Annotated in this window: 17 protein-coding genes and 1 pseudogene; 7 read left to right on the top strand and 11 right to left on the bottom strand. The window is 66.3% G+C overall.

From position 1 onward, the window contains the following. Positions 1 to 121 precede the first annotated feature (121 nt). The 4 genes and pseudogenes from kdpC to kdpF form a co-directional block, all read right to left on the bottom strand. A pseudogene (gene kdpC, locus OU995_RS17355) lies at positions 122 to 688 on the bottom strand (potassium-transporting ATPase subunit KdpC); the annotation flags it as partial. 126 nt (positions 689 to 814) lie between these two features. Then, the gene (kdpB, locus tag OU995_RS17350; protein ID WP_267831263.1) at positions 815 to 3,058 is read right to left on the bottom strand and encodes a potassium-transporting ATPase subunit KdpB; all 2,244 of its coding nucleotides are present in this window, start codon (positions 3,056 to 3,058) and stop codon (positions 815 to 817) included. Between the two features lie 16 nt (positions 3,059 to 3,074). Next, complete coding sequence (kdpA, locus tag OU995_RS17345) at positions 3,075 to 4,871, bottom strand: potassium-transporting ATPase subunit KdpA (protein ID WP_267831262.1); 1,797 nt, start codon at positions 4,869 to 4,871, stop codon at positions 3,075 to 3,077. 9 nt (positions 4,872 to 4,880) lie between these two features. Then, the gene (gene kdpF, locus OU995_RS17340) at positions 4,881 to 4,970 is read right to left on the bottom strand and encodes a K(+)-transporting ATPase subunit F (protein WP_267831261.1); all 90 of its coding nucleotides are present in this window, start codon (positions 4,968 to 4,970) and stop codon (positions 4,881 to 4,883) included. A 365-nt stretch (positions 4,971 to 5,335) separates the two neighbouring features. Between kdpF and OU995_RS17335 the strand changes: the two genes are divergently transcribed. From OU995_RS17335 to OU995_RS17325, 3 genes are read left to right on the top strand one after another with little or no spacing between them, the layout of a single operon-like run. Next, positions 5,336 to 6,421, top strand: a complete 1,086-nt coding sequence (locus OU995_RS17335; RefSeq protein WP_267831260.1) for an SPFH domain-containing protein — start codon at positions 5,336 to 5,338, stop codon at positions 6,419 to 6,421. A gap of 19 nt (positions 6,422 to 6,440) precedes the next feature. Beyond that, entirely contained in the window at positions 6,441 to 8,039 is a 1,599-nt protein-coding gene (locus OU995_RS17330; protein WP_267831259.1) for a DUF4178 domain-containing protein, read from the top strand. A gap of 21 nt (positions 8,040 to 8,060) precedes the next feature. Continuing rightward, positions 8,061 to 8,285, top strand: a complete 225-nt coding sequence (locus tag OU995_RS17325) for a DUF350 domain-containing protein (RefSeq protein ID WP_267831258.1) — start codon at positions 8,061 to 8,063, stop codon at positions 8,283 to 8,285. Here the strand turns inward: OU995_RS17325 and OU995_RS17320 are convergent. Together OU995_RS17320 and OU995_RS17315 are read right to left on the bottom strand one after the other, a co-directional pair. Then, a complete protein-coding gene (locus tag OU995_RS17320; RefSeq protein WP_267831257.1) occupies positions 8,276 to 9,286 on the bottom strand; it encodes an NADP-dependent oxidoreductase in 1,011 nt (336 codons plus the stop codon). The two genes, OU995_RS17325 and OU995_RS17320, sit on opposite strands and share 10 nt — an antisense overlap. A gap of 21 nt (positions 9,287 to 9,307) precedes the next feature. After that, positions 9,308 to 10,129 (bottom strand): SDR family NAD(P)-dependent oxidoreductase, encoded by an 822-nt coding sequence (locus tag OU995_RS17315; RefSeq protein ID WP_267831256.1) that lies wholly within the window; start codon positions 10,127 to 10,129, stop codon positions 9,308 to 9,310. 243 nt (positions 10,130 to 10,372) lie between these two features. Here OU995_RS17315 and OU995_RS17310 point away from each other — a divergent pair, with 243 nt between their 5' ends. The 4 genes from OU995_RS17310 (at position 10,373) to OU995_RS17295 (ending at position 13,075) form a co-directional block, all read left to right on the top strand. Further along, complete coding sequence (locus tag OU995_RS17310) at positions 10,373 to 11,005, top strand: TetR/AcrR family transcriptional regulator (protein ID WP_267831255.1); 633 nt, start codon at positions 10,373 to 10,375, stop codon at positions 11,003 to 11,005. A 30-nt stretch (positions 11,006 to 11,035) separates the two neighbouring features. After that, the gene (locus OU995_RS17305; RefSeq protein ID WP_267831254.1) at positions 11,036 to 11,251 is read left to right on the top strand and encodes a YjfB family protein; all 216 of its coding nucleotides are present in this window, start codon (positions 11,036 to 11,038) and stop codon (positions 11,249 to 11,251) included. Positions 11,252 to 11,466: 215 nt separating this feature from the next. Then, entirely contained in the window at positions 11,467 to 12,348 is an 882-nt protein-coding gene (locus OU995_RS17300; RefSeq protein ID WP_267831253.1) for a hypothetical protein, read from the top strand. Positions 12,349 to 12,838: 490 nt separating this feature from the next. Further along, a complete protein-coding gene (locus OU995_RS17295; RefSeq protein WP_267831252.1) occupies positions 12,839 to 13,075 on the top strand; it encodes a hypothetical protein in 237 nt (78 codons plus the stop codon). A gap of 386 nt (positions 13,076 to 13,461) precedes the next feature. On the opposite strand, the gene OU995_RS17290 is transcribed toward OU995_RS17295, so the two are convergent. From OU995_RS17290 to OU995_RS17270, 5 genes are all read right to left on the bottom strand, one after another. Next, positions 13,462 to 14,772, bottom strand: a complete 1,311-nt coding sequence (locus OU995_RS17290) for an IS1380 family transposase (RefSeq protein WP_267831251.1) — start codon at positions 14,770 to 14,772, stop codon at positions 13,462 to 13,464. A 91-nt stretch (positions 14,773 to 14,863) separates the two neighbouring features. Beyond that, positions 14,864 to 15,553 carry a ligase-associated DNA damage response endonuclease PdeM gene (pdeM, locus tag OU995_RS17285; protein WP_267831250.1) on the bottom strand — a complete coding sequence of 230 codons (690 nt, stop codon included), beginning with the start codon at positions 15,551 to 15,553 and terminating at the stop codon, positions 14,864 to 14,866. A gap of 23 nt (positions 15,554 to 15,576) precedes the next feature. Next, complete coding sequence (locus tag OU995_RS17280) at positions 15,577 to 18,234, bottom strand: ligase-associated DNA damage response DEXH box helicase (RefSeq protein WP_267831249.1); 2,658 nt, start codon at positions 18,232 to 18,234, stop codon at positions 15,577 to 15,579. Further along, complete coding sequence (locus OU995_RS17275; RefSeq protein WP_267831248.1) at positions 18,231 to 19,889, bottom strand: ATP-dependent DNA ligase; 1,659 nt, start codon at positions 19,887 to 19,889, stop codon at positions 18,231 to 18,233. Before OU995_RS17275 ends, OU995_RS17280 begins: the two co-directional genes overlap by 4 nt. Beyond that, on the bottom strand, positions 19,886 to 20,977 hold the full coding sequence (locus OU995_RS17270; protein ID WP_267831247.1) for a ligase-associated DNA damage response exonuclease: 1,092 nt from the start codon (positions 20,975 to 20,977) through the stop codon (positions 19,886 to 19,888). The genes OU995_RS17275 and OU995_RS17270 overlap by 4 nt, the downstream gene beginning before the upstream one ends. Between the last annotated feature and the right edge of the window lie 21 nt (positions 20,978 to 20,998).

Here is a 20,998-nt window from a genome sequence, read left to right as displayed (position 1 = left end):
CGGTGGCAGCAGGCGCGGTGGCAGCAGACGGGGCAGCAGACGGGGTGGGCGCCGTCTGCGCAGCCGGCAAGTCTGCCGGAGCCGCCGCAGCGGGCGGTGCTGCCTTCTGGCCGGGCTCTTTGTCCAGTGCCAGGTTGAGCATCAGCACATTGACACGTGGCTCGCCCAGGACGGCCAGGTCCCGGCTTTCCGTGTTGGCCTGGATCAGCCGTTGCACGGTCTCCAGCGGCAAGCGCCGCTCACGGGCCACACGGGCCGCCTGATAGCGGGCCGCCGCCATGCTGATGTGCGGATCCAGCCCACTGGCCGAGGCACTGACCAGGTCCACCGGCACAGGGGCCGTGTTGCCAGGGTCGGCCGCGCGCAGCGCGTCAATCCGGCTCTTGACCGCATCCACCAGCGCCGTATTGGTCGGGCCCTGGTTGGAACCACTGGAGTTGGCGGCGTTGTTCACCATCGGGCCGGTGGCCGACGGGCGTCCCCAGAAGTAGCGCGGCGAGCTGAAGTTCTGACCGATCAGCATCGAGCCGACAGTCTTGCCGCCCTGCTCCACCAGGCTGCCCTGCGCCTGATGCGGGAAGAGTGCCTGGGCCACGCCGGTGACGGCAGCCGGGTACAGCAGGCCGGTCACCGCGCTGAGCAGCACAAAGGCCACCAGCGCCGGGCGCAGCATCTGCATCGTGGACATCGCCTGGGGAGCATCGGTCTGGCCGGTGCCGGCATCGCGACCGGTGCGTTCAGCCATGCGGGCGGCCGGGGTCTGAAGGGAGTTGGATGACATGGTGTGAGTCCTTGATACTTGACGGTGCAGGCGTCAGACGAGATGCAACGCCACCAGCAGCAGGTCGATGATCTTGATGCCGACAAACGGCACGATCAGGCCGCCCAGGCCGTAAATCCAGAGGTTGCGACGCAGCAGCGCAGCTGCGCCGATGGGCCGGTAGGCCACGCCCTTGAGCGCCAGCGGGATCAGCGCCACGATGATCAGCGCGTTGAAGATCACCGCCGACAAAATCGCCGAGGCCGGGCTGTGCAGCTGCATGACATTCAGCGCCGCCAGTTGGGGATACGCGCCCAGGAACATCGCCGGAATGATGGCGAAGTACTTCGCCACGTCGTTGGCAATCGAGAAGGTGGTGAGCGAACCGCGCGTCATGAGCAGCTGCTTGCCGGTCTCGACAATTTCCAGCAGTTTGGTGGGGTTGGAATCCAGGTCCACCATGTTGCCGGCCTCCTTGGCCGCCTGCGTGCCGCTGGCCATGGCCACGGCCACGTCGGCCTGCGCCAGGGCGGGTGCGTCGTTGGTGCCGTCGCCGGTCATGGCCACCAGGCGGCCTTCTGCCTGGTAGTCGCGGATCAGCTGCAGCTTGGCTTCCGGCGTGGCTTCCGCCAGGAAATCATCCACACCGGCTTCCGCCGCAATGGCGGCGGCCGTGAGGCGGTTGTCCCCGGTGATCATCACCGTCTTGATGCCCATGCGGCGAAGTTGCGCAAAACGCTCCTTGATGCCGCCCTTGACGATGTCCTTCAGTTCCACCACGCCCAGCACGCGGGCCCGGCCGGCTTCCAGGTCGGCCACCACCAGCGGCGTGCTGCCGCGGCGCGCCACTTCATCCGCCACGGCGGACACCTGTGCCGGCATCTGCCCCCCCTGTGCCTCCACGAAGCGGCGGATGGCGTCCACGGCGCCCTTGCGCAGCAGACGATGCGGCGCGTCGGCTTGGCCGAAATCCACACCGCTCATGCGCGTCTGGGCGGTGAACGGCACGAAGTGGGCCTGCAGGCTGGACAGCTCACGCTCACGCAGATTGAACCGCTGCTTGGCCAGCACCACGATGCTCCGGCCTTCCGGCGTTTCATCGGCCAGAGAAGCCAGTTGTGCGGCATCGGCCAGCGCCTGCTCGGACATGCCCGGGGCGGACAAAAAAGCGCTGGCCTGGCGGTTGCCCAGGGTGATGGTGCCGGTCTTGTCCAGCATCAGCACATCCACGTCGCCTGCGGCTTCCACCGCACGGCCCGAGGTGGCCACCACGTTGGCCTGCATCAAACGGCTCATGCCGGCCACACCGATGGCGGACAGCAGGCCGCCGATGGTCGTCGGGATCAGGCACACCAGCAGCGCCACCAGGGCGGTGATGGACACCACCGTGCCCGCGCCGGCCGAGCTGACGCTGTAGAGCGAGAACGGCAACAGCGTCACCGTCACCACCAGGAACACCAGCGTCAGGGCCACCAGCAGGATGGTCAGGGCGATCTCGTTGGGAGTCTTCTGGCGCTTGGCGCCCTCCACCATCGCAATCATGCGGTCCAGGAAGGCCTCGCCCGGATTCACGGCAATGCGCACCACCACCCAGTCGGACAGCACCCGCGTGCCGCCGGTGACGGCGGAGAAGTCGCCACCGGATTCACGGATCACCGGCGCTGATTCGCCGGTGATGGCGCTTTCGTCCACCGAGGCCACGCCTTCGATCACCTCGCCGTCCAGGGGCACCAGGTCACCGGCTTCCACCAGCACCACATGGCCCTTGCGCAGCTCGTCCGAATTCACCGGATGCCAGGAAGAGCCATGGCGCGGCTGCTCCAGCTTCTTGGCCCAGGTTTTGGCCTTGAGGCCGCGCAACGAGGCGGCCTGCGCCTTGGAGCGTCCTTCGGCCAGCGCTTCGGCGAAGTTGGCGAACAGCACGGTGAACCACAGCCACAGGGCGATGCCCAGCATGAAACCGGGGCCCTCGGCCCCTGCCAGGGCTGGTTGACTGAAGCTGGCCAGCCACAGACCGGTGGTGAGCACGCTGCCCGCGTACACCACAAACATCACCGGGTTGCGCAACTGCACCGAGGGCGCCAGCTTGGCAAACGACTGGCGCAGTGCGGGCTTCACCAGCGCGGGATCCCAGAGGCTGTTGTCCCGCTGGGGCCGTGGCGAACGCCCCCCCGGGCCAGCACCGCCCTGGGAGGGGCCAGACGGCCCGCCCGAGGCACCGTCGGGTGCAGCGATGGCTGCGTCACCGCGAGCAGCGGCCGGGATGGAGGTGGACATCGTCTTGAGTTGTGTTGTCATCACAGGCTCCGGCGAATCAATGGGTCCAGAGCATCAGGTGCTCCACGACCGGGCCGAGCGCAAGCGCGGGGACATAGTTCAGCAGGCCGACCAGCAGCACGGTGCCGATCAGCAGCACCACAAACAGCGGTCCGTGGGTGGGCAAGGTGCCCTCGCCCACCGGCACCTTCTTCTTGGCGGCCAGGCTGCCCGCAATGGCCAGCACCGGCACGATCATCAGGAAGCGGCCCAGCCACATCGCGATGCCCAGCAGGGTGTTGTAGAACGGGGTGTTGGCCGACAGGCCGGCAAAGGCACTGCCGTTGTTGTTGGCGGCCGAGGTGAAGGCATAGAGGATTTCACTGAAGCCATGCACACCCGGGTTGGCCACGCTGCCCGTGCCCAGCGGCGTGAGCACCGCCACGGCCGTGCCCGCCAGCACCACGATGGGTGTGACCAGCAGCGCCACAGCGCTCATCTTCATCTCATAGGGCTCGATCTTCTTTCCCAGGTATTCCGGCGTGCGGCCAATCATCAGACCGGCGATGAACACCGCCAGGATGGCAAACACCAGCATGCCGTAAAGGCCGGTGCCCACCCCCCCGAAGACCACCTCGCCCAGCATCATCATCACCATCGGCACGGCGCCACCGATCGGGGTGAACGAATCGTGCATGGCGTTGACCGCGCCGCACGAGGCGGCCGTGGTGACAACGGCAAACAGCGAACTGGCGGAGATGCCAAAGCGCGTTTCCTTGCCTTCCATGTTGCCACCGGCCTGCAGGTCGCTGGCCTGGATGTCCACGCCCTGGGCGGCCACCAGCGGATTGCCCGCCTGCTCCGCCGGCGTGGCCACCAGCACACCGGCCACAAACAGCACGGTCATGGCGGACAGCACGGCCACGCCCTGGCGCCAATCTCCCACCAACTGGCCGAAGCTGATGCACAGCGCCGCCGGGATCAGGAAGATGGCCAGGATCTGCAGCAGATTGGTCAGCGGTGTGGGGTTCTCGTAGGGATGGGCCGAGTTGGCGTTCAGGAAGCCGCCGCCGTTGGTCCCCAGCATCTTGATCGACTCCTGCGAGGCAATCGGGCCCATGGCCAGTGTCTGGGTGGTGGTGCGCTGGGCGTCCATCACCGGCTGGCCCTTGTCGTCGTTCACCGGTTGGCCGTCGGCGCCCAGACGCGGGGTCTGGTAGTCCGTGGCTTCCAGCGTCTGGACATTTTTGTAGGCGTCAAAGTTCTGGATCACGCCTTGCTGCACAAACACCAGCGCCAGCACGAAGGACAAGGGCAGCAGCAGCCACAGCGTGATGCGGCAGATGTCCGACCAGAAATTGCCCACATGGCCGCTGAGCTTGTGCATGAAGCCGCGGATGAGCGCAAACACCACCGCAATGCCGGTGGCAGCGGACAGGAAGTTCTGGACCGTCAGCGCCAGCATCTGGGTGAGGTAGCTCATGGTGGCTTCGCCGCCATACCCCTGCCAGTTGGTGTTGGCCACGAAGCTGATGGCCGTGTTGAAGGCCGAATCCGGGCTGACGGCGCCCATGGCCTGCGGGTTCAGCGGCAGGATGTCCTGAAACCGCTGCAGTCCGTAGACGACCAGCACACCGATGAAGTTGAAGATCAGCAAGGCCAGCGCGTATTGCTTCCAGTGCATGCCCTGCGCCGGCCGGATGCCGGCCAGACGCATGAAAGGACGCTCCACGGCCAGCATCCAGGCTGGCAGGCGGCCACTGGCCAGACGGGTGATCCAGCGGGCCAGCGGCCACGCCAGCAGCAGGACCAGGCCGAGAAAGAGGACGAGATTGAGGGTTGCCAGGCTGTTCATGGCCAGCTTTCAGAACCGCTCGGCGCGCCAGAGCGCGACCAGCAGATAAATAAACAAAGCGGCCGACATCAGGCCGGTGAGCCAGTAGAGGACGTTCATTGCCCGCCCTCCGCAAGCCGGTGACTGGCCACGGCCAGCCCGACGGCCACCAGGAACAGCAGCGCACTCAGTCCAAGAAACAGTGCATCCATGAGAGTCAGCCCCTTCAGGCGGGGACGTTTTGGGATGACTGAACTCTAGAAAGGCGGCCGTCAAAGCCTCGTAGAAGCTGACAAGAGGCGCATCAAGATTCCATCAAGATCGCGACGTGCTGCTGGTTGGGTACCGGAAAAACCTTCAAGGCCGGGCGCCCCGGACGAAGCCGCCCTCCTCCCGTCCCCCTGCCGGGGGAGCGACGCCCCCCCGGCAGCTGAGAGATACTCCATCCCGCGATCAAGAGGGTCGCTTTTTCTCGGAGCAGCGCCATGGGCCTGATGGACTTCATCAAGAAACAGTTCATAGACATCATCCAATGGACGGAGGACAACAACGGCGTCCTCGCCTGGCGCTACCCGATGCAGGATTTCGAAATCCAGTACGGCGCCTCGCTGACGGTGCGCGAGTCCCAGGTGGCGGTGTTTGTGAACGAAGGCAAGGTGGCGGACGTGTTCGGCCCCGGCATGTACAAGCTCACCACCCAGACCCTGCCGGTGCTGACCTATCTGAAGAACTGGGACAAGCTGTTTGAATCCCCGTTCAAGAGCGACGTCTATTTCTTCAGCACCCGCCAACAGGTGGACCAGCGTTGGGGCACCACCCAAGCCGTCACCATCCGCGACAAGGACTTCGGTGCGGTGCGCCTGCGCGGCTTTGGCAACTACAGCTACCGGGTGGCGGACGCCAAGCGCTTCCACACCGAAATCTCCGGTACACGTGAGCGTTACACCGTCACCGAGCTGGACGGCCAGCTCCGTGGCTTGATGCTGCAGCACATCAGCGATGCCGTGGCCCAGTCCGGCATCCCCTTCCTGGACCTGGCCGCCAACCAGGTGGAATTTGCCAAGGCCCTGCAGGCCGCCACCGCACCGGCGTTTGAAGCACTGGGCCTGAAGCTGGAGTCGGTCACGCTGCAGAACGTGTCCCTGCCGGAAGAGCTGCAGAAGATCCTGGACCAGAAAATCGGCATGGGCATGATCGGCCAGAACATGAACCAGTTTCTGCAATACCAGACCGCGCAGGCCATCCCCAAGCTCGCCGAAGGCGTGGGCTCGGGTGGTGGTGGCGTGGCGGGCGACGCCATGGGCCTGGGCGCGGGCCTGGCGCTCGGCCAGACGCTGGCGCAGCAGTTGCAGAGCGGCCTGGCCCAAGGCCAAGCCGGTGCTGCCGCGCAGGCCCAGCCGCAACAGCCGGGCACAGCACCAGCGGGCCCTGTCACGCCGCAACCGGTCAGCCAAAGCGCGGACGAAGTCCTGCTGCTGCTGGAAAAGCTGGGAGACCTCAAGGCCAAGGGCATCCTGACCGACGAGGAATTTGCTGCCAAGAAGGCGGAGCTGCTCAAAAAGCTCAGCTGATCTGATCCCGAGCGCCTGATTGGCTACTTCAGCCCCCCAACGCCGCTGGCAGGCGTTCTGCCCGAATTGCGGCGGGCCGGTCGAGTTCGCCTCGCCCGCGTCCGCCAGCACGGTCTGCAGCTATTGCCGCTCCACGCTGCTGCGTGAGGGTGAGACGCTGCGCCGCGTCGGTCAGAGCGCCGAACTGTTCCAGGACTATTCACCGCTCCAACTGGGCGCGGCGGGCCGCTTTGCGGGCGCCGGATTTGTAGTGGTCGGCCGGCTGCAGATGGCCTATGCCGACGGTGGCTGGAACGAATGGCATGTGCTGTTCGATGCCAATGCCGATACACCGCCGCGCAGCGGATGGCTGTCCGAGGACAACGGTCAGTTCGTGATGAGCTTCGAGGCGCCGCTGAGCGATCGTGCGCCCAATCCGGACAGCCTCAGCGCGGGCGGCCTGCAGATGCTGGGCGGCGCCGCCTGGCAGGTGGCCTCCAGGTTCAGCGCCACCCTTGCCGCCGCCGAGGGTGAACTGCCGCATGCGCCGCGCATGGACAGCAGCTATTGGGTGGTGGACCTGCGCAACACCCAGGGCGAAGTGGCCACGCTGGACTACAGCGACCCGGCGGCCCCCACCTGGTCGGTAGGCCGCTCGGTGCGGCTGTCAGATCTGGCCATGACCGGACTCCGGCAGGACAGCACGGCCTCGGTCAAGTCCAGAGCCGTCCCCTGCCCCAATTGCGGCGCCTCCTTGGAGCCGCAGCTGGAGACCACGCAATCCATTGTCTGCCACCAATGCAAATCGGTGGTGGATGTGTCCAAGGGGGTCGGCGCCGAGCTGTCGGCCTACCACCAGATCACCGGCGGTGACCCGCAGATTCCGCTGGGCACCAGCGGCGACCTGGCGCTCAGTGGCGGCACACCCAAGCCCTGGCAGGTGGTGGGCTACATGGAACGGGTCGACATTCCGGAGAGCCCTGAGGACGAGCAGACCTTCTGGCGCGAATACCTGCTCTTCAACAAGATCGAGGGCTTCGCCTTTCTGGTGGACACCGAAGAAGGCTGGAGCGTGGTGCGCCCGATCACCGGAGCGCCTGCCAAGTCCGGCAAGGACACAGTGACGTGGAAGGACAAGACCTTCAAGCGGCGCTGGACCTACACCGCCAAAGTGACCTACGTGCTGGGCGAGTTCTACTGGCGCGTGCGCCGGGACGAACGCGCGCGGGTGGGCGACTACGAATGGCGCAACGGTGGGCGGCTGGAGTTGCTGAGTTCCGAGCAGACCGGTCAGGAAATCACCTGGAGCCAGGGCCGGGCGGTGGATGCAGCCGAGGTGCAGCGCGCATTTGCACTGCCGGAGCAGCAGCTCGGCTCGCTGCGCCGCGACGTGGCGTCCGGGTCTGACACCACGTCGCTGCTGGTGAAGGTCACCGTCGGCTTGCTGCTGCTGGCACTGCTGTTTGCCTTCCTGCGGGCCTGCAGCCGGGATGATTGCCAGGACTACAAGAACACCTACGGCGCCAGCAGTGCGGAGTATCAGCAATGCAAGCGCAATTCGGGCAGCGGTGCGATCTATTCAGGCTCGGGCGGCGGTTCGTACGGCGGCTACAGCAGTGGTGGCGGCGGGCACAAGTAGCCCTTACACAAGGAGATTCCCATGGAAGGTTTTGAGTGGCTCAAACCCGGCATCGTGCTGGGCTCCATCCTGTATGCCATGATTGGCGTGCTGGTGTTCTGGATCAGCTTCGTCATCATCGACAAGCTCACCCCCTACAAACTGTGGGAAGAAATCGTCGAGCACAAGAACATGGCGCTGGCCGTGGTGGTGGCGGCGATGTGCATCTCCATCGGCCAGATCGTGGCGGCGGCCATTCACGGCTGAGCGGATAACTGGACCACCACCTTGCCCTTGGCCCGTCCCAGTGCCAGGTAGTCCAGCGCCTCCTTGGCCTGGTCGAACGGGAACACCCGGTCGATGACGGGGCGAATGCGCCCCCCCTCGAGCAGCGCCCGAATCTCCGCCAATTGATGGCCATCCGGCCGTACGAAGTGAAAGGCGTAGTCCACGCCTTTTTTCTTGGACAACTTTCGGATTTTGCGGCTCATCAGCCCGAACACCCAGGTGAGCAGCGGATTGAGCTGCTTGCTCCGTGCAAAGGCCGGGTCCACCGGACCCACCAAGGACACGATGCGTCCGCCCGGCTTGAGGATGTTCAGCGACTTCTCCACGCCGTCACCGCGCACCGTGCCCAACACGGCGTCGTAGCCACGCAGGGTGTGCTCGAAGTCCTGTGTCTTGTAGTCGATGATGTCGTCGGCCCCCAGGCCGCGCACCAGCTCAACGTTTCCCGTACTGACAGTGGTGCCCACCTTCGCCCCCAGCAGGCGGGCCAACTGGATCGCGAAGGTCCCTATGCCACCGGACCCCGCCGGAATGAAGACCTTCTGGCCCGGCCGCAGATCCATGCGGTCCTTCAAGGTCTGCCATGAGGTGAGGCCCACCATGGGCACTGCGGCCGCCTGCACAAAATCCAGATTGGACGGCTTCAAGGCGGCCGCGCTTTCCGGCACGGCGACGAACTCCGCGAGCGAACCGCGTCCCAGGTCGAAGACGCTGGCGAACACCGCATCCCCGGGCCGGAACCGCGTCACCCGGCTGCCCACTTCCACAACTACACCCGCGAGGTCGCTGCCCAGAACCGCCGGGAACTGGAAGTGCAGCACCGCTTTGAAGCTGCCTCCCACCACGATGTTGTCCACCGGATTCAGGCCAGCGGCGTGAATCTGGACCAGGATCTCGTCCGGCTGAATCGTCGGCCGGTCGAGCGTGGAAAGACCGACATCGGGCGACTTCCCGTAACGCTTGAAGGTGAGGGCTTTCATGGGCGGTGCTGACCTCATCGTTCAAGCCTGGGGACGATAACGCTCGGCCGCATGAGCCTGGCGCAGGTCGGAGATCAGGCCCTGACGCGCCCCGTCCAGCGCCGGCCAGCGCTCCGCCACAGACAGCGGGGGGATGGTGACGAGCTCGCGGCGGTCATATCCCACCAGTGCGGCATCCACCAGTTCATCCACGCCCATCACTTCCGGCAGCGTGTTCACATCGATGCCGACACGTTCCCAGATCTCGGTGCGGGTGGCGGCGGGCAGCACGGCTTGCACATACACGCCCTTGGACGCCAACTCCACCGTCAGCCCTTGCGACAGGAACAGAACAAAGGCTTTGGTGGCGCCATAGACGGTCATGCCGAGTTCCGGTGCCAGGCCCACCACCGAGCCGATGTTGATGATGGAGCCGCCCCCTGCAGCCGCCAGACGGGGCGCGATCGCCGCCGCCAGCCGGGTGACCGCCGTGACGTTCAGCGCAATCAACTGCTCCACCGACTGCGCACTCTGCTGCACAAAACCACCGGTCTGCGCCATGCCGGCGTTGTTGATCAGGACACCGATACGCGCGTCATCCCGCAGACGGGCTTCCACGGCGGCAACGTCGTTGTGCTGGGTGAGGTCGGCCTGGAGGACCTCGACCTGCACCTGATGCGCTTGCCGCAGGCGTGCGGCGAGCGTTTCCATGCGGGCGACGTCACGCGCGACCAGCACAAGGTCATGGCCCCGGCGGGCGAAACGGTCTGCGTAGACGGCACCGATGCCGCTGGACGCACCGGTGACGAGCACGGAAGGCAGTGCGGAGGGGCGAATGGAAGATGAGGTCGATGAGGAAGTCATGTCAGTGGGTCCTGGGTTGTGGGTGGGTTGGAGATTTGGGGTGTGCGGTTGCGGGTTGCGCGGCGTTCAGGGCCCGGAAAGGCGGAAGAAGTTCGATGTAACGCTGCGTCCGGCGAGTGCGGCCCCGAAATGCTTGAGTGAGTTAATGATGATGCTCGTAATCCCAAATGTCAATATTTGGATGATGTTCAACATCAATATAAAATCTGCTCCATTCAGCAGTCAGACCCAGGCGGACCCACGATGAGAGTCAGCAAAGCCCAAGCGCAGGCGAATCGAGCCCGAGTGGTGGAAACGGCGTCCCAGTTGTTTCGTGAGCGCGGCTATGACGGTGTCGGCGTGGCGGATCTCATGGCCGCTGCCGGCTTCACGCATGGCGGCTTCTACAAGCAGTTCGGCTCCAAAACCGACCTCATCGCCGAATCGGCCGCCTGCGGCATGGCGCAGACCCTGGCGCTGACTGGGGGAGATGTGGACCCGGTGGCCTTCATCGGGAATTACCTCTCCCGCGAGCACCGCGATGGGCGAGGCACCGGTTGCACCATGGCGGCGCTGGGTGGCGATGCGGCACGGCAGCCGGAAGAGGTGCGCGCCGCCTTTGCCAACGGCATTGAAGGCCTGGTGGTGGCCCTCCTGCGCGGCAAGGCTGATGACCCGGCGGTGACCCCTGAGGCCCTTCACCAGGCGCGTGCCCAGGTGCTCAACGTGCTGTCGCATGCGGTCGGGGCCTTGATGTTGTCACGCGCTTGCCCGGATGCCTCCCCGCTCGCCGACGAGGTGCTGGCAGCCGCCCGCCAGGCCTTGGTCGCCTCCGTGGAAGCCGCTCGGGCGCCGACGGACAGCACAGCGCGCGTTGACACGCGAAAAAACGCTTAGTTCTGTGCCCAGGCTGTCGATAAGACAGGGATGAACATCAGCAACACCCCCAGCGTCGCTGCCGCTGTGAGCAGCGCCTCCAACGGTACCCCTGGCACGGCCGAGAATGCGGCGAGCCTGCTGGTGCTGAGAAAAGCCCTGGATACGCAGGAAGCCGGCGCCACGGCGCTGCTCGACGCCCTGCCCCCCACGCCGGCACTGGCCACGGAAGGCAACCTGGGCCGCAATCTCAATACCTACGCTTGACGCACGCCAGGGGCCGCCTCTGGCCGACCGCCACTCCGAGGCATTTGTCACAGTCACCGCGCCGCGAAAGCCCCAGGCTGTGACCACCGGTAACTTTCCCTGGCACAGGTAAACCCTGCCTTCTAGACTCGCGCTCCTGCGGCGAGCCTATCGGCACGCCGGGTGCCGCGCCGCCGCGCCATCGGGCGGCGCACCTGTTACCGCTGATCCGCCCCATGACTTCGCCCACCGTTCCCGGCGCGCTGCACGATCCGCTGGCGCCCGAGCCTGAAACGCCCGCCCCATCGCGTGAGTTCCCCATCGCCTTGAAAGTGATCGGTGCGCTGCTGCTGGTCATTGCGCTGGCGATTCCGATGCTGGCCTCTGCGGGCCCGGAATCGACCCGCCCCCTGGCCATTGCGCCGCGCTCCAAGCCGGTGAAGGCTGACCCGCCGTCCCTCCCAGCTGCCAATGCAACGGCGGCCCCCTCAGAGGCCGCGCCGGATGATGGATCGGATGAAGCCTTCCGTGCCCAGGCGGAAGCGGAGGTGTTGCGCAAGGTGGGCACCGTGGCGCGTCGCGACGGGCAACGGCTGATGCTGTTTGTGGACCAGGGCCGACCGGTGATGCTGGACAGCCGGCGGCCAGAGCCGGATGACGGTGGGCAGACTCCCTATATCGATTTCCGCCTGGACGGTTTGTCGCCGGACAAGGGCTTTTTCGTGGTGCGCGCCACCATGGCCTTCGGGACCGAAGTGCTGTGGATCTCCCGCAAGGACGGGCAGCGGTATGAGATGCATGGGAATGTGCATCCGTCGCCGGATGGGAAGTATTTGGTGGTGACCCATGCGTCACCGGGCGCGGAATTCAATGGGGTGATGGTGTGGGCGCTGGACGGCGACCGGCTGGTGGAGCGCTACAAGTTCGAAGCATCCCCGGAACAGCGCGGCGTGAGCTTCCGTTTCATGCGGTGGCGGGATGGAAATACCGTGGAGCTGGAACAGTTTGCCGAGGTGGACAGCAGCACCTGCGGGACCGGCACGCTCTCTTCCCTGGCCCTGCTCGCGCGCAAGTCCGACCGCTGGATTCTGCGGAGCAATAGCGGTCCGCGGTGCTGACATGTTGGCCCCCGGCCTGAGTCGCGCTGAACGCGCTTTGTCAGTCCGCCCCCCAAGGGGGCATGCCGGCCTCCTTGGGGCGGCCCGGCGGTGGCCGGCCGCCGCTAAGTAAGGCTCCCGCGCTGGAGGACGCTCCTGCGTAGATGACGCTCCCACGTGGATAACGCTCCTGCAATGGATGACGCTCCTGCGCGGATGATGTTACGGCGATGGAGGGGGGAGCCCTGCAAACCTTAGGTGCCCGGCCGCCGCTAAGCAAGGCTCCCGCGCGAAGGTGGAAAGCTGAGGTCGCCCCCACTTGTTCGAGGGGCGTGGCTTGCGGGGGGGCCCGGGAGGAAGAGGATGACGAATGACCCCGGCGCGCCGTCGAGTCCCCGTGAGCCGTGACACCGATCAGGAGGGCCTGACGTCCCCGCAGGAAGGCGATAGGCTGGAGCTCTGGCGCGCGCGGACACGATCCGCTCCGGGCCGCCAGACGCGGAGTCAAAGCATGGACCTCGACATCGTCAGTTATGTGTTCCAGGGGCCGGACGGAACCTTTTCGATCAAACCGCGCTTGTCCCGCCGCTGGCGCGTCAAACGCGACAGCAACCCTTGGGGCGATTCCTTCGCCACAGCAGAAGAAGCCGCGCTGGCACTGTCCAAGGTCTTCGACGTCCCCGCTGACCTCACAGCATGGACGGAGGTGGGGGACTTCCACACCGATATGGGCGGGCTGCTGCCCTGACGCCTAGGGTGCTGCCCCGCAAGTCACTGCCAAAAATGAAACCGATGGATTGACCTGAGACGTGTCCTGGAACCAGAGCCAGGCGCAAACCACAGCGATGCCCGCAGGCATCGCGAGGATTCACAACCCAGCACGGGCGCGAAATCCATCGGTTTCATTGGTCAGAACGTGTGGGACAGCCCACTAGCCCGGATCTTTCACGAGTAGCGTACTGGATGGGTTCGCGGCGCTGATTTGCTTGTCCGAACGACGATTTGAGGCGCGTCGTGGCCGTTTGCTGCGTTGAGCTTGGTTGATGACACACACCCAGGCGCGATTACCCCTTCCCCGGCTTGGGTTGCGGGCCGGTTTGGTGTCAACGCGCGGGCCAGGCACTGGATGAGTTGCTAGGGGCTGAGGGCGCCAGCAGCGGCCAGGAAGACATGCTTCATCGGGTGAGCCGATGCCAGCAGGACCCGCACGCGGCGGGTGTTGCGCAGCACGGCCGCGCCAATCTTCAGCAGCCTGGTGCGGATGGTGGCGGTGCAGGCCTGGGCCAGCTCGGTGCCTTGCAGCGCCAGTCGGCGCAGGTTGATCATCAAGGTGTACGCCAGCGCCGCCAGCAGCAGCCGCAGCTGGTTGGCCCGGAAGCGGTGGCAACTCGCACGCCGGCCAAACAGATCGAGTTGCGCTTCCTTGATGCGGTTCTCGGCTTCGCCACGGGCGCAGTACCGGCGCTCGTACAGAGCCTTGGGCGATCCCGGCAGGTCGGTGACGATGAAGCGTGGGTTGACACCTTGCTCGCCATGCTCCAGCCGCGCGATGACGCGACGCTCCTTGTCCCAGGTGTGGGCCGCGTACTGGAACTCGCCGAACATCCGTTGCTTGCTGCGCCTGGCAGAGAACTGCTCGGCCAGCGCCAGTTCTGCCAGTGCTACCTGATCGTTCAGACGCGAGTTCTTCTGCAGCCCGATGATGTAGCTCACGCGCCAGCGCTCCAGGCGCTGCAGCACGCGCGGGCGGCAAAACCCCGAGTCCGCCCGCACGATGATCTTGGTCTTCGGCCACGCGCGGCGCAGCGGCACCAGCAAGCGCTTGATCAGCGCACTGACAACGCTGGCCGGGTCCCGGTCGCTGGGGCGCAGCACGCAGGCCAGCAGGTCCTGCCCGGCGAAGACGTACAGCGGCAAGTAGCAGTAGTTGTCGTAGTAGGCGTGGAAGTGGCCGCGCTCTTGCTGGCCGTGCAGCGGCACATGGGTGGCATCGACATCGAGCACCAGCTCCTTGGGCGCCTTGGCGTGGCTGGCGATGAACTGCTGCATCAGCACGTCGTGCAGCACCGCCGCATGTTCGGCCGTGGCCGCCGTCTCCAGGCGGCTGAGCGTGGGCGCGCTGGCCAGCGGCTCGGCACGACCCACGGCCGTTTGCATCACCAGATCGCTGCGCAACACGTTGTGGTCGCACACGTCCGACCAGCCCAGACACAGACCGTAGATGCGCTGCGCCAGCAGGCTGCGCAGGTCGTGCTGGACACTGGCGAGGCGACGCCCGTCGCCCAGCGCCAGGGCAGCCGCGCGGGTCAGACCAAGGCGCTCATCGACCCGCTTGAGCAACAGCACGCCGCCGTCACTGACGATGTCACCACCATCGAAGGCGGCCTGGACTACACGCCTTCCAACCCGTCCGAATTCAACGGTCGCATCGGTACACTTTGGCATCGGCAGTCCTCGGTTTCCATAGGGGGTGAGATACCTATGAAAACGCGCCTCGGCACGAGGCTGCCGACCTGATGCTCATGAAATATCCGGGCTAGACCCCCACCGGCCCCAACACCTGCCCAGCACCCACCGGGTAACAAGTCGCACCAGGCGGCAGCCCGTGTAGCGTCGTACCGGTAAAAGCGCCAAAGGCCGGCAAGATCAATTGGCCCGGTGTCATGCAAAAACAGGGCAAGCGGTGACGGTCATGGGCCGGCCCGCGCAAGGTGATGGCCGGGTGCAGATGCCCCGCCAAGACCAGCCCGCCAGGACGCGCGCCCGGATGGTGACAGGCCAGAAACGGTCCCATCGGGCTGGGCTCATCGACCACCTGGAAGCGCAGTGACGGGGGCGGATCCCCGGCGTGGCTGTCATGGTTGCCCCGCACCAGCACACAGTCCAACTGGCTCAAGCCGTCTCGCCAGGCCTTCACCTGATCCACCACCTGCGGCTGCTGCGCAGGCGACGCATGCAGGAAGTCGCCCAACACCACCAGACGCTGCGCCTCGCACTCCGTGACCAGCGCGCTCAGGCGATGCAGGTTGTTCTGCGTCGTGCCCGAGGGCACCGGCTGCCCCAGCGCGCGGAAGCTGGCCGCTTTGCCGATGTGGACATCTGCCACAAACAAGGTGCGCTGCGCAGGCCACCAGGCCGCCAGGCCCGGCAGCAGGTCCAGCGCATCGTCCGCCACGTGGAGACGGCGCGCCCCCGGGGCGAGGCGCGAATTCAGAATCGTAGACATGTCGACATCATCGCTGGTGCAGCTCAGACACGCACCCTCCGGTGCCTGGGGCTCCTGGCCTTGGCGCGCGCGCGGTCCCTCGCGGTGGACCTGGCCCTGCCTCCTGAGGCTGCTGCCCGATCCCCCGAGGTGTCGCCGCGCGTTTCCAATGCCAAGGACTGCTGGACCGCCATGTCCGGTGCATCGGGCCGGGCAAACACCTGATCGGCCCGCTCATGCGACGTGCCGACCGTCTCGCCCCCGGCGCTTCGCTCCAGCGCCGACACCATCCGCGCAATGCGATCCGCCAGCGATTCATTGGTGAGCTTTTCGCGGAAGCGCTCCACCATCAACGGGAAGGCCAGTGGCGTGGGTTTGCGCAGCACATGGATGCGCAACGTCTGCCGCTGCATGCGCAACAACGCCTCGGCCAGATGTTGCACATCCAGTTCCTGTGTCAGCAACTCGCGCTCGGCCTGCTTGAGCAGTTGATTGCCGGGGTCGTATTGCTGAAAGACTTCGAAGAACAGGCTGGCCGAAGCCTGGAGCTGGCGGTTGCTGCGGCGCTCGCCAGGATGGCTCTGAAATATCAGCCCGGCCACCCGTGCAATCTCACGAAAGCGCCGACGCGCCAGTTCGGTCGCGTTGAGGCTGGCCAGCACCTCACCCAACAACTGGTCCATCGGCGGCAGAGCCAGCAAGCCCGGCAGACGCTCAGCCCAGTCCATGGGCTTGGCACTGAGCAACTCCAGGCCGTAGTCATTCAGCGCCATCGAGAAAGTGCCGGTGTCCGGCTGGGCCGCACGCCAGGCCAACAGCCCGGCCAGACCCAGATGGACCTGGCGGCCGGCGAAGGGATATAGAAACAGGTGCCAGCCCTCGCGGGACTTGAAGGTCTCGGCCAGCAGCACCTCCGGCGTCGGCACGCCCGACCAGCGTTGCTGGATCTCGATCAGCGGGCGCACGCAGGCCAGCTCCGCGCTGTTGTAATGGCCCTGATGGGCGGCATCCAGCTCCCTCAGCACCGCATCGGCCAGCGTGCTGGACAGCGGCATGCGGCCGCCGTTCCAACGCGGCAAGGCCGCACGTCCGGCGGTGGCACGGCGCACCAGCGCCGTCATCTGCTCCACCCGCACCAGCTCCAGCAGGCGACCGCCAAACATGAAGGCGTCGCCCGGTTTGATGCGTGCCACAAAACCCTCTTCCACCGTGCCCAGCCGGCCGCCGCCCAGGTATTGCACCGTCATCGCCGCATCGCTGACGATGGTGCCGATGTTGACGCGGTGCCGTCGCGCCAGACGCGCATCGGGTACCCGCCATAGGCCCTGCTCGTCCGGCACCACGCGGTGATAGTCAGGATAGGCCGCCAGCGAGGGGCCACCCTGGCGGACAAAGTCCAGGCACCACTGCCAGGCTTCGACGCCCAGGTGCTCATAGGCCACCGTCGCGCGAACCTCCTCCAGCAGGGCTTCCGGCCGGAAACCACCGCCCAGCGCAACGGTGACCAGATGCTGCACCAGCACATCCAGCGGTTCCTTCGGGCTGTGCCGCGCCTCCACCTGGCCGGCCTGCACCGCTGCACGGGCAGCCGCAGCTTCCACCAGCTCCAGGCTGTGGGTCGGTACCAGCGTGATGCGGGACGGGCGGCCCGGGGCGTGGCCGGATCGGCCCGCGCGCTGAACCAGGCGGGCCACCCCCTTGGCTGATCCGATCTGCAGCACCCGGTCCACCGGCAGGAAGTCCACGCCCAGGTCGAGGCTGGAGGTGCAGACGGCCGCCTTGATGCGACCTTCCTTGAGTCCCAGCTCCACCCATTCCCGCACCTCCTTGTCCAGCGACCCATGGTGCAATGCCAGCACCCCCGCCCAATCCGGACGGGCTTCCAGCAAGGCTCGATACCAACGCTCCGCCTGCGAGCGCATGTTGGTGAAGACCAGGCAGCTTTCACTCTCCTCGATGGCCTGCACCACCTGCGGCAGCATGCGCAGGCCCATGTGGCCCGCCCAGGCGAACCGCTCGGCGGTGGCGGGCAGCAGGGTGTCGATCACCAGCGACTTGTCGCTCGCGCCTTGCACCATCACGCCCGGCATGGCTCGCGGGCCCAGCAGCGTCCGCAGCGCCTCGTCCAGATTGCCCAGCGTGGCGGACAAGCCCCAGGTCATCAGCCCCGGGTGGAGGCGCCGCAGCCGTGCCAGCCCCAGCTGGGTCTGGACGCCCCGCTTGTTGCCCATCAACTCATGCCACTCATCCACCACCACCAACTGCACGTGACGCAACTGGTCCGGTGCATCCGCCCGGGACATCAACAGCGACAGGCTTTCCGGCGTGGTGACCAGCACCGTGGGCAGCCGCCGGTCCTGCGATGCGCGCTCGCCGGATGGGGTGTCGCCGCTGCGCAGTCCGAGGGTCCAGCCGGGCAGCAGGTCGCGCAAGGGTTCCTGCAAGGCCCGACAGGTGTCAGCCGCCAAGGCCCGCATCGGCGTGATCCACACCACCGACAACGGCGGTGGTGCGTCCGCCCCGCCCCGCACACCCAGGGCCGGAAGCGCCGCCAGTGCGCCCAGCCATACCGCCAGCGTCTTGCCGCTGCCGGTGCTGGCATGCAACAGGCCACTGCGGCCTTCCGCCATGGCCGCCCACACCTCGCGCTGGAAGTCGAATGCGGCCCAGCCCCGCTGCTCCAGCCACTGCTGCGGTGTCATCCTCCGCGGCCTCCGGGCAGCAAGGCCTGCAGCGTGGTCAGCGAATCGGCCTCTTCCACCGGTTTGTCGGTGCGCCAGCGCAGCATGCGGGGAAAGCGCACCGCAATGCCGCTCTTGTGCCGACTGCTGCGAGAAATGCCCTCAAAGCCGAGTTCAAACACCTGCGTGGGCTGCAGGCTGCGCACCGGGCCGAAGCTTTCGACCGTGGTCTTGCGGATGATGGCGTCCAGGGCGCGGATCTCCTCGTCGGTCAGGCCGGAATAGGCTTTGGCAAAAGGCACCAGTTGCCGGGCGGGATCGTCCGGGGAGCCATTCCAGACCGCGAAGGTGTAGTCGGTATACAGGCTGGCGCGTCGGCCATGCCCACGCTGGGCATACAGCAGCACCGCATCCACCGACAGCGGGTCGATCTTCCACTTCCACCACACCCCCACATCCTTGGTGCGACCGATGCCGTAATGGGCATCCAGCCGCTTGAGCATCATGCCTTCCACTCCCCGTGCGCGCGCTTCTTCACGGAGCGTGGCCAGGCTCGCCCAGTTGTCCGCGCTGACCCGCAGGCTCAGGATCAGGGACGGATGTGGATGGGCCGACAGCAACTGCTCCAGCCTTTGGCGCCGCTCATGCTGTGGGCGCTGGCGCAGATCGTCGCCCTGCACTTCCAGGAGGTCGTAGGCACACAGCACCGCCGGCAGTTCCCGCAACAGCTTCGGCCCCAGCTGCTTGCGGCCGATGCGGCGCTGCAACTCCGCAAAGGGCTGGACCTGACCCTCCCGCCAGATCAGCACTTCACCATCCAGCACGGTGCCGTCCGGCAGCCTCTGGCCCATGGCCAACAACTCCGGGAAGCGTTCGCTGATCAGCTCTTCACCGCGGGACCACAGGCACACGCCCTCGGCACGTTTGACCAGTTGGGCGCGTATGCCGTCCCACTTCCATTCCACCAACCAGTCCTGCACCGGGCCCAGCAGCGCCTCGAAGTGCGCCACCGGCTGATTGAACGGATGCGCCAGGAAAAAGGGATAGGGCTGACCGCCGCGCGACTGCCCTTGCGGGAGCGCCTCCTCTGGGGCGATCAAGGCCTGGAAATCCCCGGCCGTCGGGCGTGCGCCGATATGGGTGTAGCCCATGAGCCGCTGAGCGATCTGCCGGGCATCCACGCCACTCACCGCCGCCAGGGCCTGCGTGACCTGCAACCTGGACACGCCCACACGGAATGCACCGGTGATGAGCTTGAAGTAGGCGAGCCGCTGGTCCGCCGCCAGCCATTGCCAGTGTTGGTGCAGCGACGCGGCCAGCGTCTCCGGCGGCTGCCCGCGCAAGGGCAGCAGGTGCTGCTCCATCCACACGGACAACGGCCATTCGATGGTGCTGGTGGGCGGGGGCAGCAACAAGGACAAGGTTTCCGCCAGGTCGCCCACCGTTTCATAACATTCGTCAAACAGCCATTCCGGCAGCCCTGCCGCCAGGCGGGCCTGCTCACGCAGCAGCCGCGTGGGCACCGATTGGCGAGGCTTGCCACCGGCCAGAAAGTAGACGGCCCAGGCGGCATCAGCGGCCGGAGCCTCGCGCAGATAGGCCTGCAGCGCCGCCTGCTTGGCCAGGCTCGCGGTGGAGGCGTCCAGCGCACGGTAAAGAGCGGCGAAGGCCTTCATGATCGCGCAGCGGGGGACAGGGGGCTGGCGTCGGAGGCACCGCCCGGAGCCGCTTCCTCAGGCGACGCCGGGTCGTCCTCCTGGCCATACTCCGTGGCAAAGGCCTGGGCCTGCAATCCCTGCTCACACAACCAACGCACCATCACGGGCACACTGCCGTGGGTGACAAACACCCGCTCCGCCCCAGTCGCCCGAATGGCCGTCTGCAGGCCCGGCCAGTCGGCATGGTCGGACACCACAAAGCCGCGATCCACGCCCCGGCGCCGACGGGTGCCGCGCAACTGCATCCAGCCGCTGGCAAAAGCGTCCGCCAGATCAGGGCCGAAGCGCCGCAGCCAGGTGGATCGCGCGGCCGAGGGCGGCGCGATCACCAGCGACCTGCCGAGGCTGGATGTGTCCAAGCTGGGGTCGGTGGCCCTGCGCGTGGGCGGCAAGGGCACGCCCAGGTCGCGATACACCGCGTTCAGCGGCTCCACAGCGCCGTGGCAGATGATCGGCCCCAGCGACGCATCCACACCGTGCAGCAGGCGCTGGGCCTTGCCCAAGGCGTAGGCATACAACACCGAGGCCCGGCCCTGCTCCGCATTGGCCTGCCACCAGGCATTGATCTCTTGAAACAGCTCGGGCTGGGAGGGCCACCGGTAGATGGGAAGACCAAACGTGGACTCGCTGATGAAGGTATGGCAGCGAACCGCTTCAAACGGGGCACAGGTGCCGTCCGACTCCAGCTTGTAGTCCCCTGACGCCACCCACACCTCGCCCTTCACCTCCACACGCAGTTGCGCCGATCCCAGCACATGACCCGCGGGGTGCAAAGACAGCCGCACCCCATGGTGGTCAATCGCTTCACCATACCGCACAGTTTGCAGATGAATATCCTCACCGAGGCGCCGTCGCAGGAGGGGGGCGCTGTGCTCATGCGCGAGGTAATGGCCATGGCCCCAGCGGGCATGGTCACTGTGGGCATGGGTGATCACGGCCCGAGGGACCGGACGCCAGGGGTCAATATAAAAATCGCCCGCCGGGCAATACAAACCTTCCGGCCGGGCGACGATCAGGTCGGAAGCCGGACTCGTGCGCACTGTCATGATCTGGATCGTAGAACGGAC

This window comes from Roseateles sp. SL47, from assembly GCF_026625885.1.
GTDB lineage: Bacteria > Pseudomonadota > Gammaproteobacteria > Burkholderiales > Burkholderiaceae_C > Roseateles.
The sequence above is the reverse complement of the archived record's forward strand: the minus strand, read 5'-3'. Positions and strand labels throughout refer to the sequence as shown.

Bases quoted from the DNA above. Each gene is read 5' to 3' on its own strand.
- OU995_RS17315 (WP_267831256.1), bottom strand. From the start codon at position 10,129: ATGACTTCCTCATCGACCTCATCTTCCATTCGCCCCTCCGCACTGCCT.
- OU995_RS17320 (WP_267831257.1), bottom strand. From the start codon at position 9,286: ATGAAAGCCCTCACCTTCAAGCGTTACGGGAAGTCGCCCGATGTCGGT.
- OU995_RS17275 (WP_267831248.1), bottom strand. From the start codon at position 19,889: ATGAAGGCCTTCGCCGCTCTTTACCGTGCGCTGGACGCCTCCACCGCG.
- OU995_RS17305 (WP_267831254.1), top strand. From the start codon at position 11,036: ATGAACATCAGCAACACCCCCAGCGTCGCTGCCGCTGTGAGCAGCGCC.
- kdpF (WP_267831261.1), bottom strand. From the start codon at position 4,970: ATGAACGTCCTCTACTGGCTCACCGGCCTGATGTCGGCCGCTTTGTTT.
- OU995_RS17310 (WP_267831255.1), top strand. From the start codon at position 10,373: ATGAGAGTCAGCAAAGCCCAAGCGCAGGCGAATCGAGCCCGAGTGGTG.
- OU995_RS17280 (WP_267831249.1), bottom strand. From the start codon at position 18,234: ATGACACCGCAGCAGTGGCTGGAGCAGCGGGGCTGGGCCGCATTCGAC.
- pdeM (WP_267831250.1), bottom strand. From the start codon at position 15,553: ATGTCTACGATTCTGAATTCGCGCCTCGCCCCGGGGGCGCGCCGTCTC.
- OU995_RS17300 (WP_267831253.1), top strand. From the start codon at position 11,467: ATGACTTCGCCCACCGTTCCCGGCGCGCTGCACGATCCGCTGGCGCCC.
- OU995_RS17270 (WP_267831247.1), bottom strand. From the start codon at position 20,977: ATGACAGTGCGCACGAGTCCGGCTTCCGACCTGATCGTCGCCCGGCCG.
- OU995_RS17290 (WP_267831251.1), bottom strand. From the start codon at position 14,772: ATGCCAAAGTGTACCGATGCGACCGTTGAATTCGGACGGGTTGGAAGG.
- OU995_RS17335 (WP_267831260.1), top strand. From the start codon at position 5,336: ATGGGCCTGATGGACTTCATCAAGAAACAGTTCATAGACATCATCCAA.
- kdpB (WP_267831263.1), bottom strand. From the start codon at position 3,058: ATGACAACACAACTCAAGACGATGTCCACCTCCATCCCGGCCGCTGCT.
- kdpA (WP_267831262.1), bottom strand. From the start codon at position 4,871: ATGAACAGCCTGGCAACCCTCAATCTCGTCCTCTTTCTCGGCCTGGTC.
- OU995_RS17295 (WP_267831252.1), top strand. From the start codon at position 12,839: ATGGACCTCGACATCGTCAGTTATGTGTTCCAGGGGCCGGACGGAACC.
- OU995_RS17325 (WP_267831258.1), top strand. From the start codon at position 8,061: ATGGAAGGTTTTGAGTGGCTCAAACCCGGCATCGTGCTGGGCTCCATC.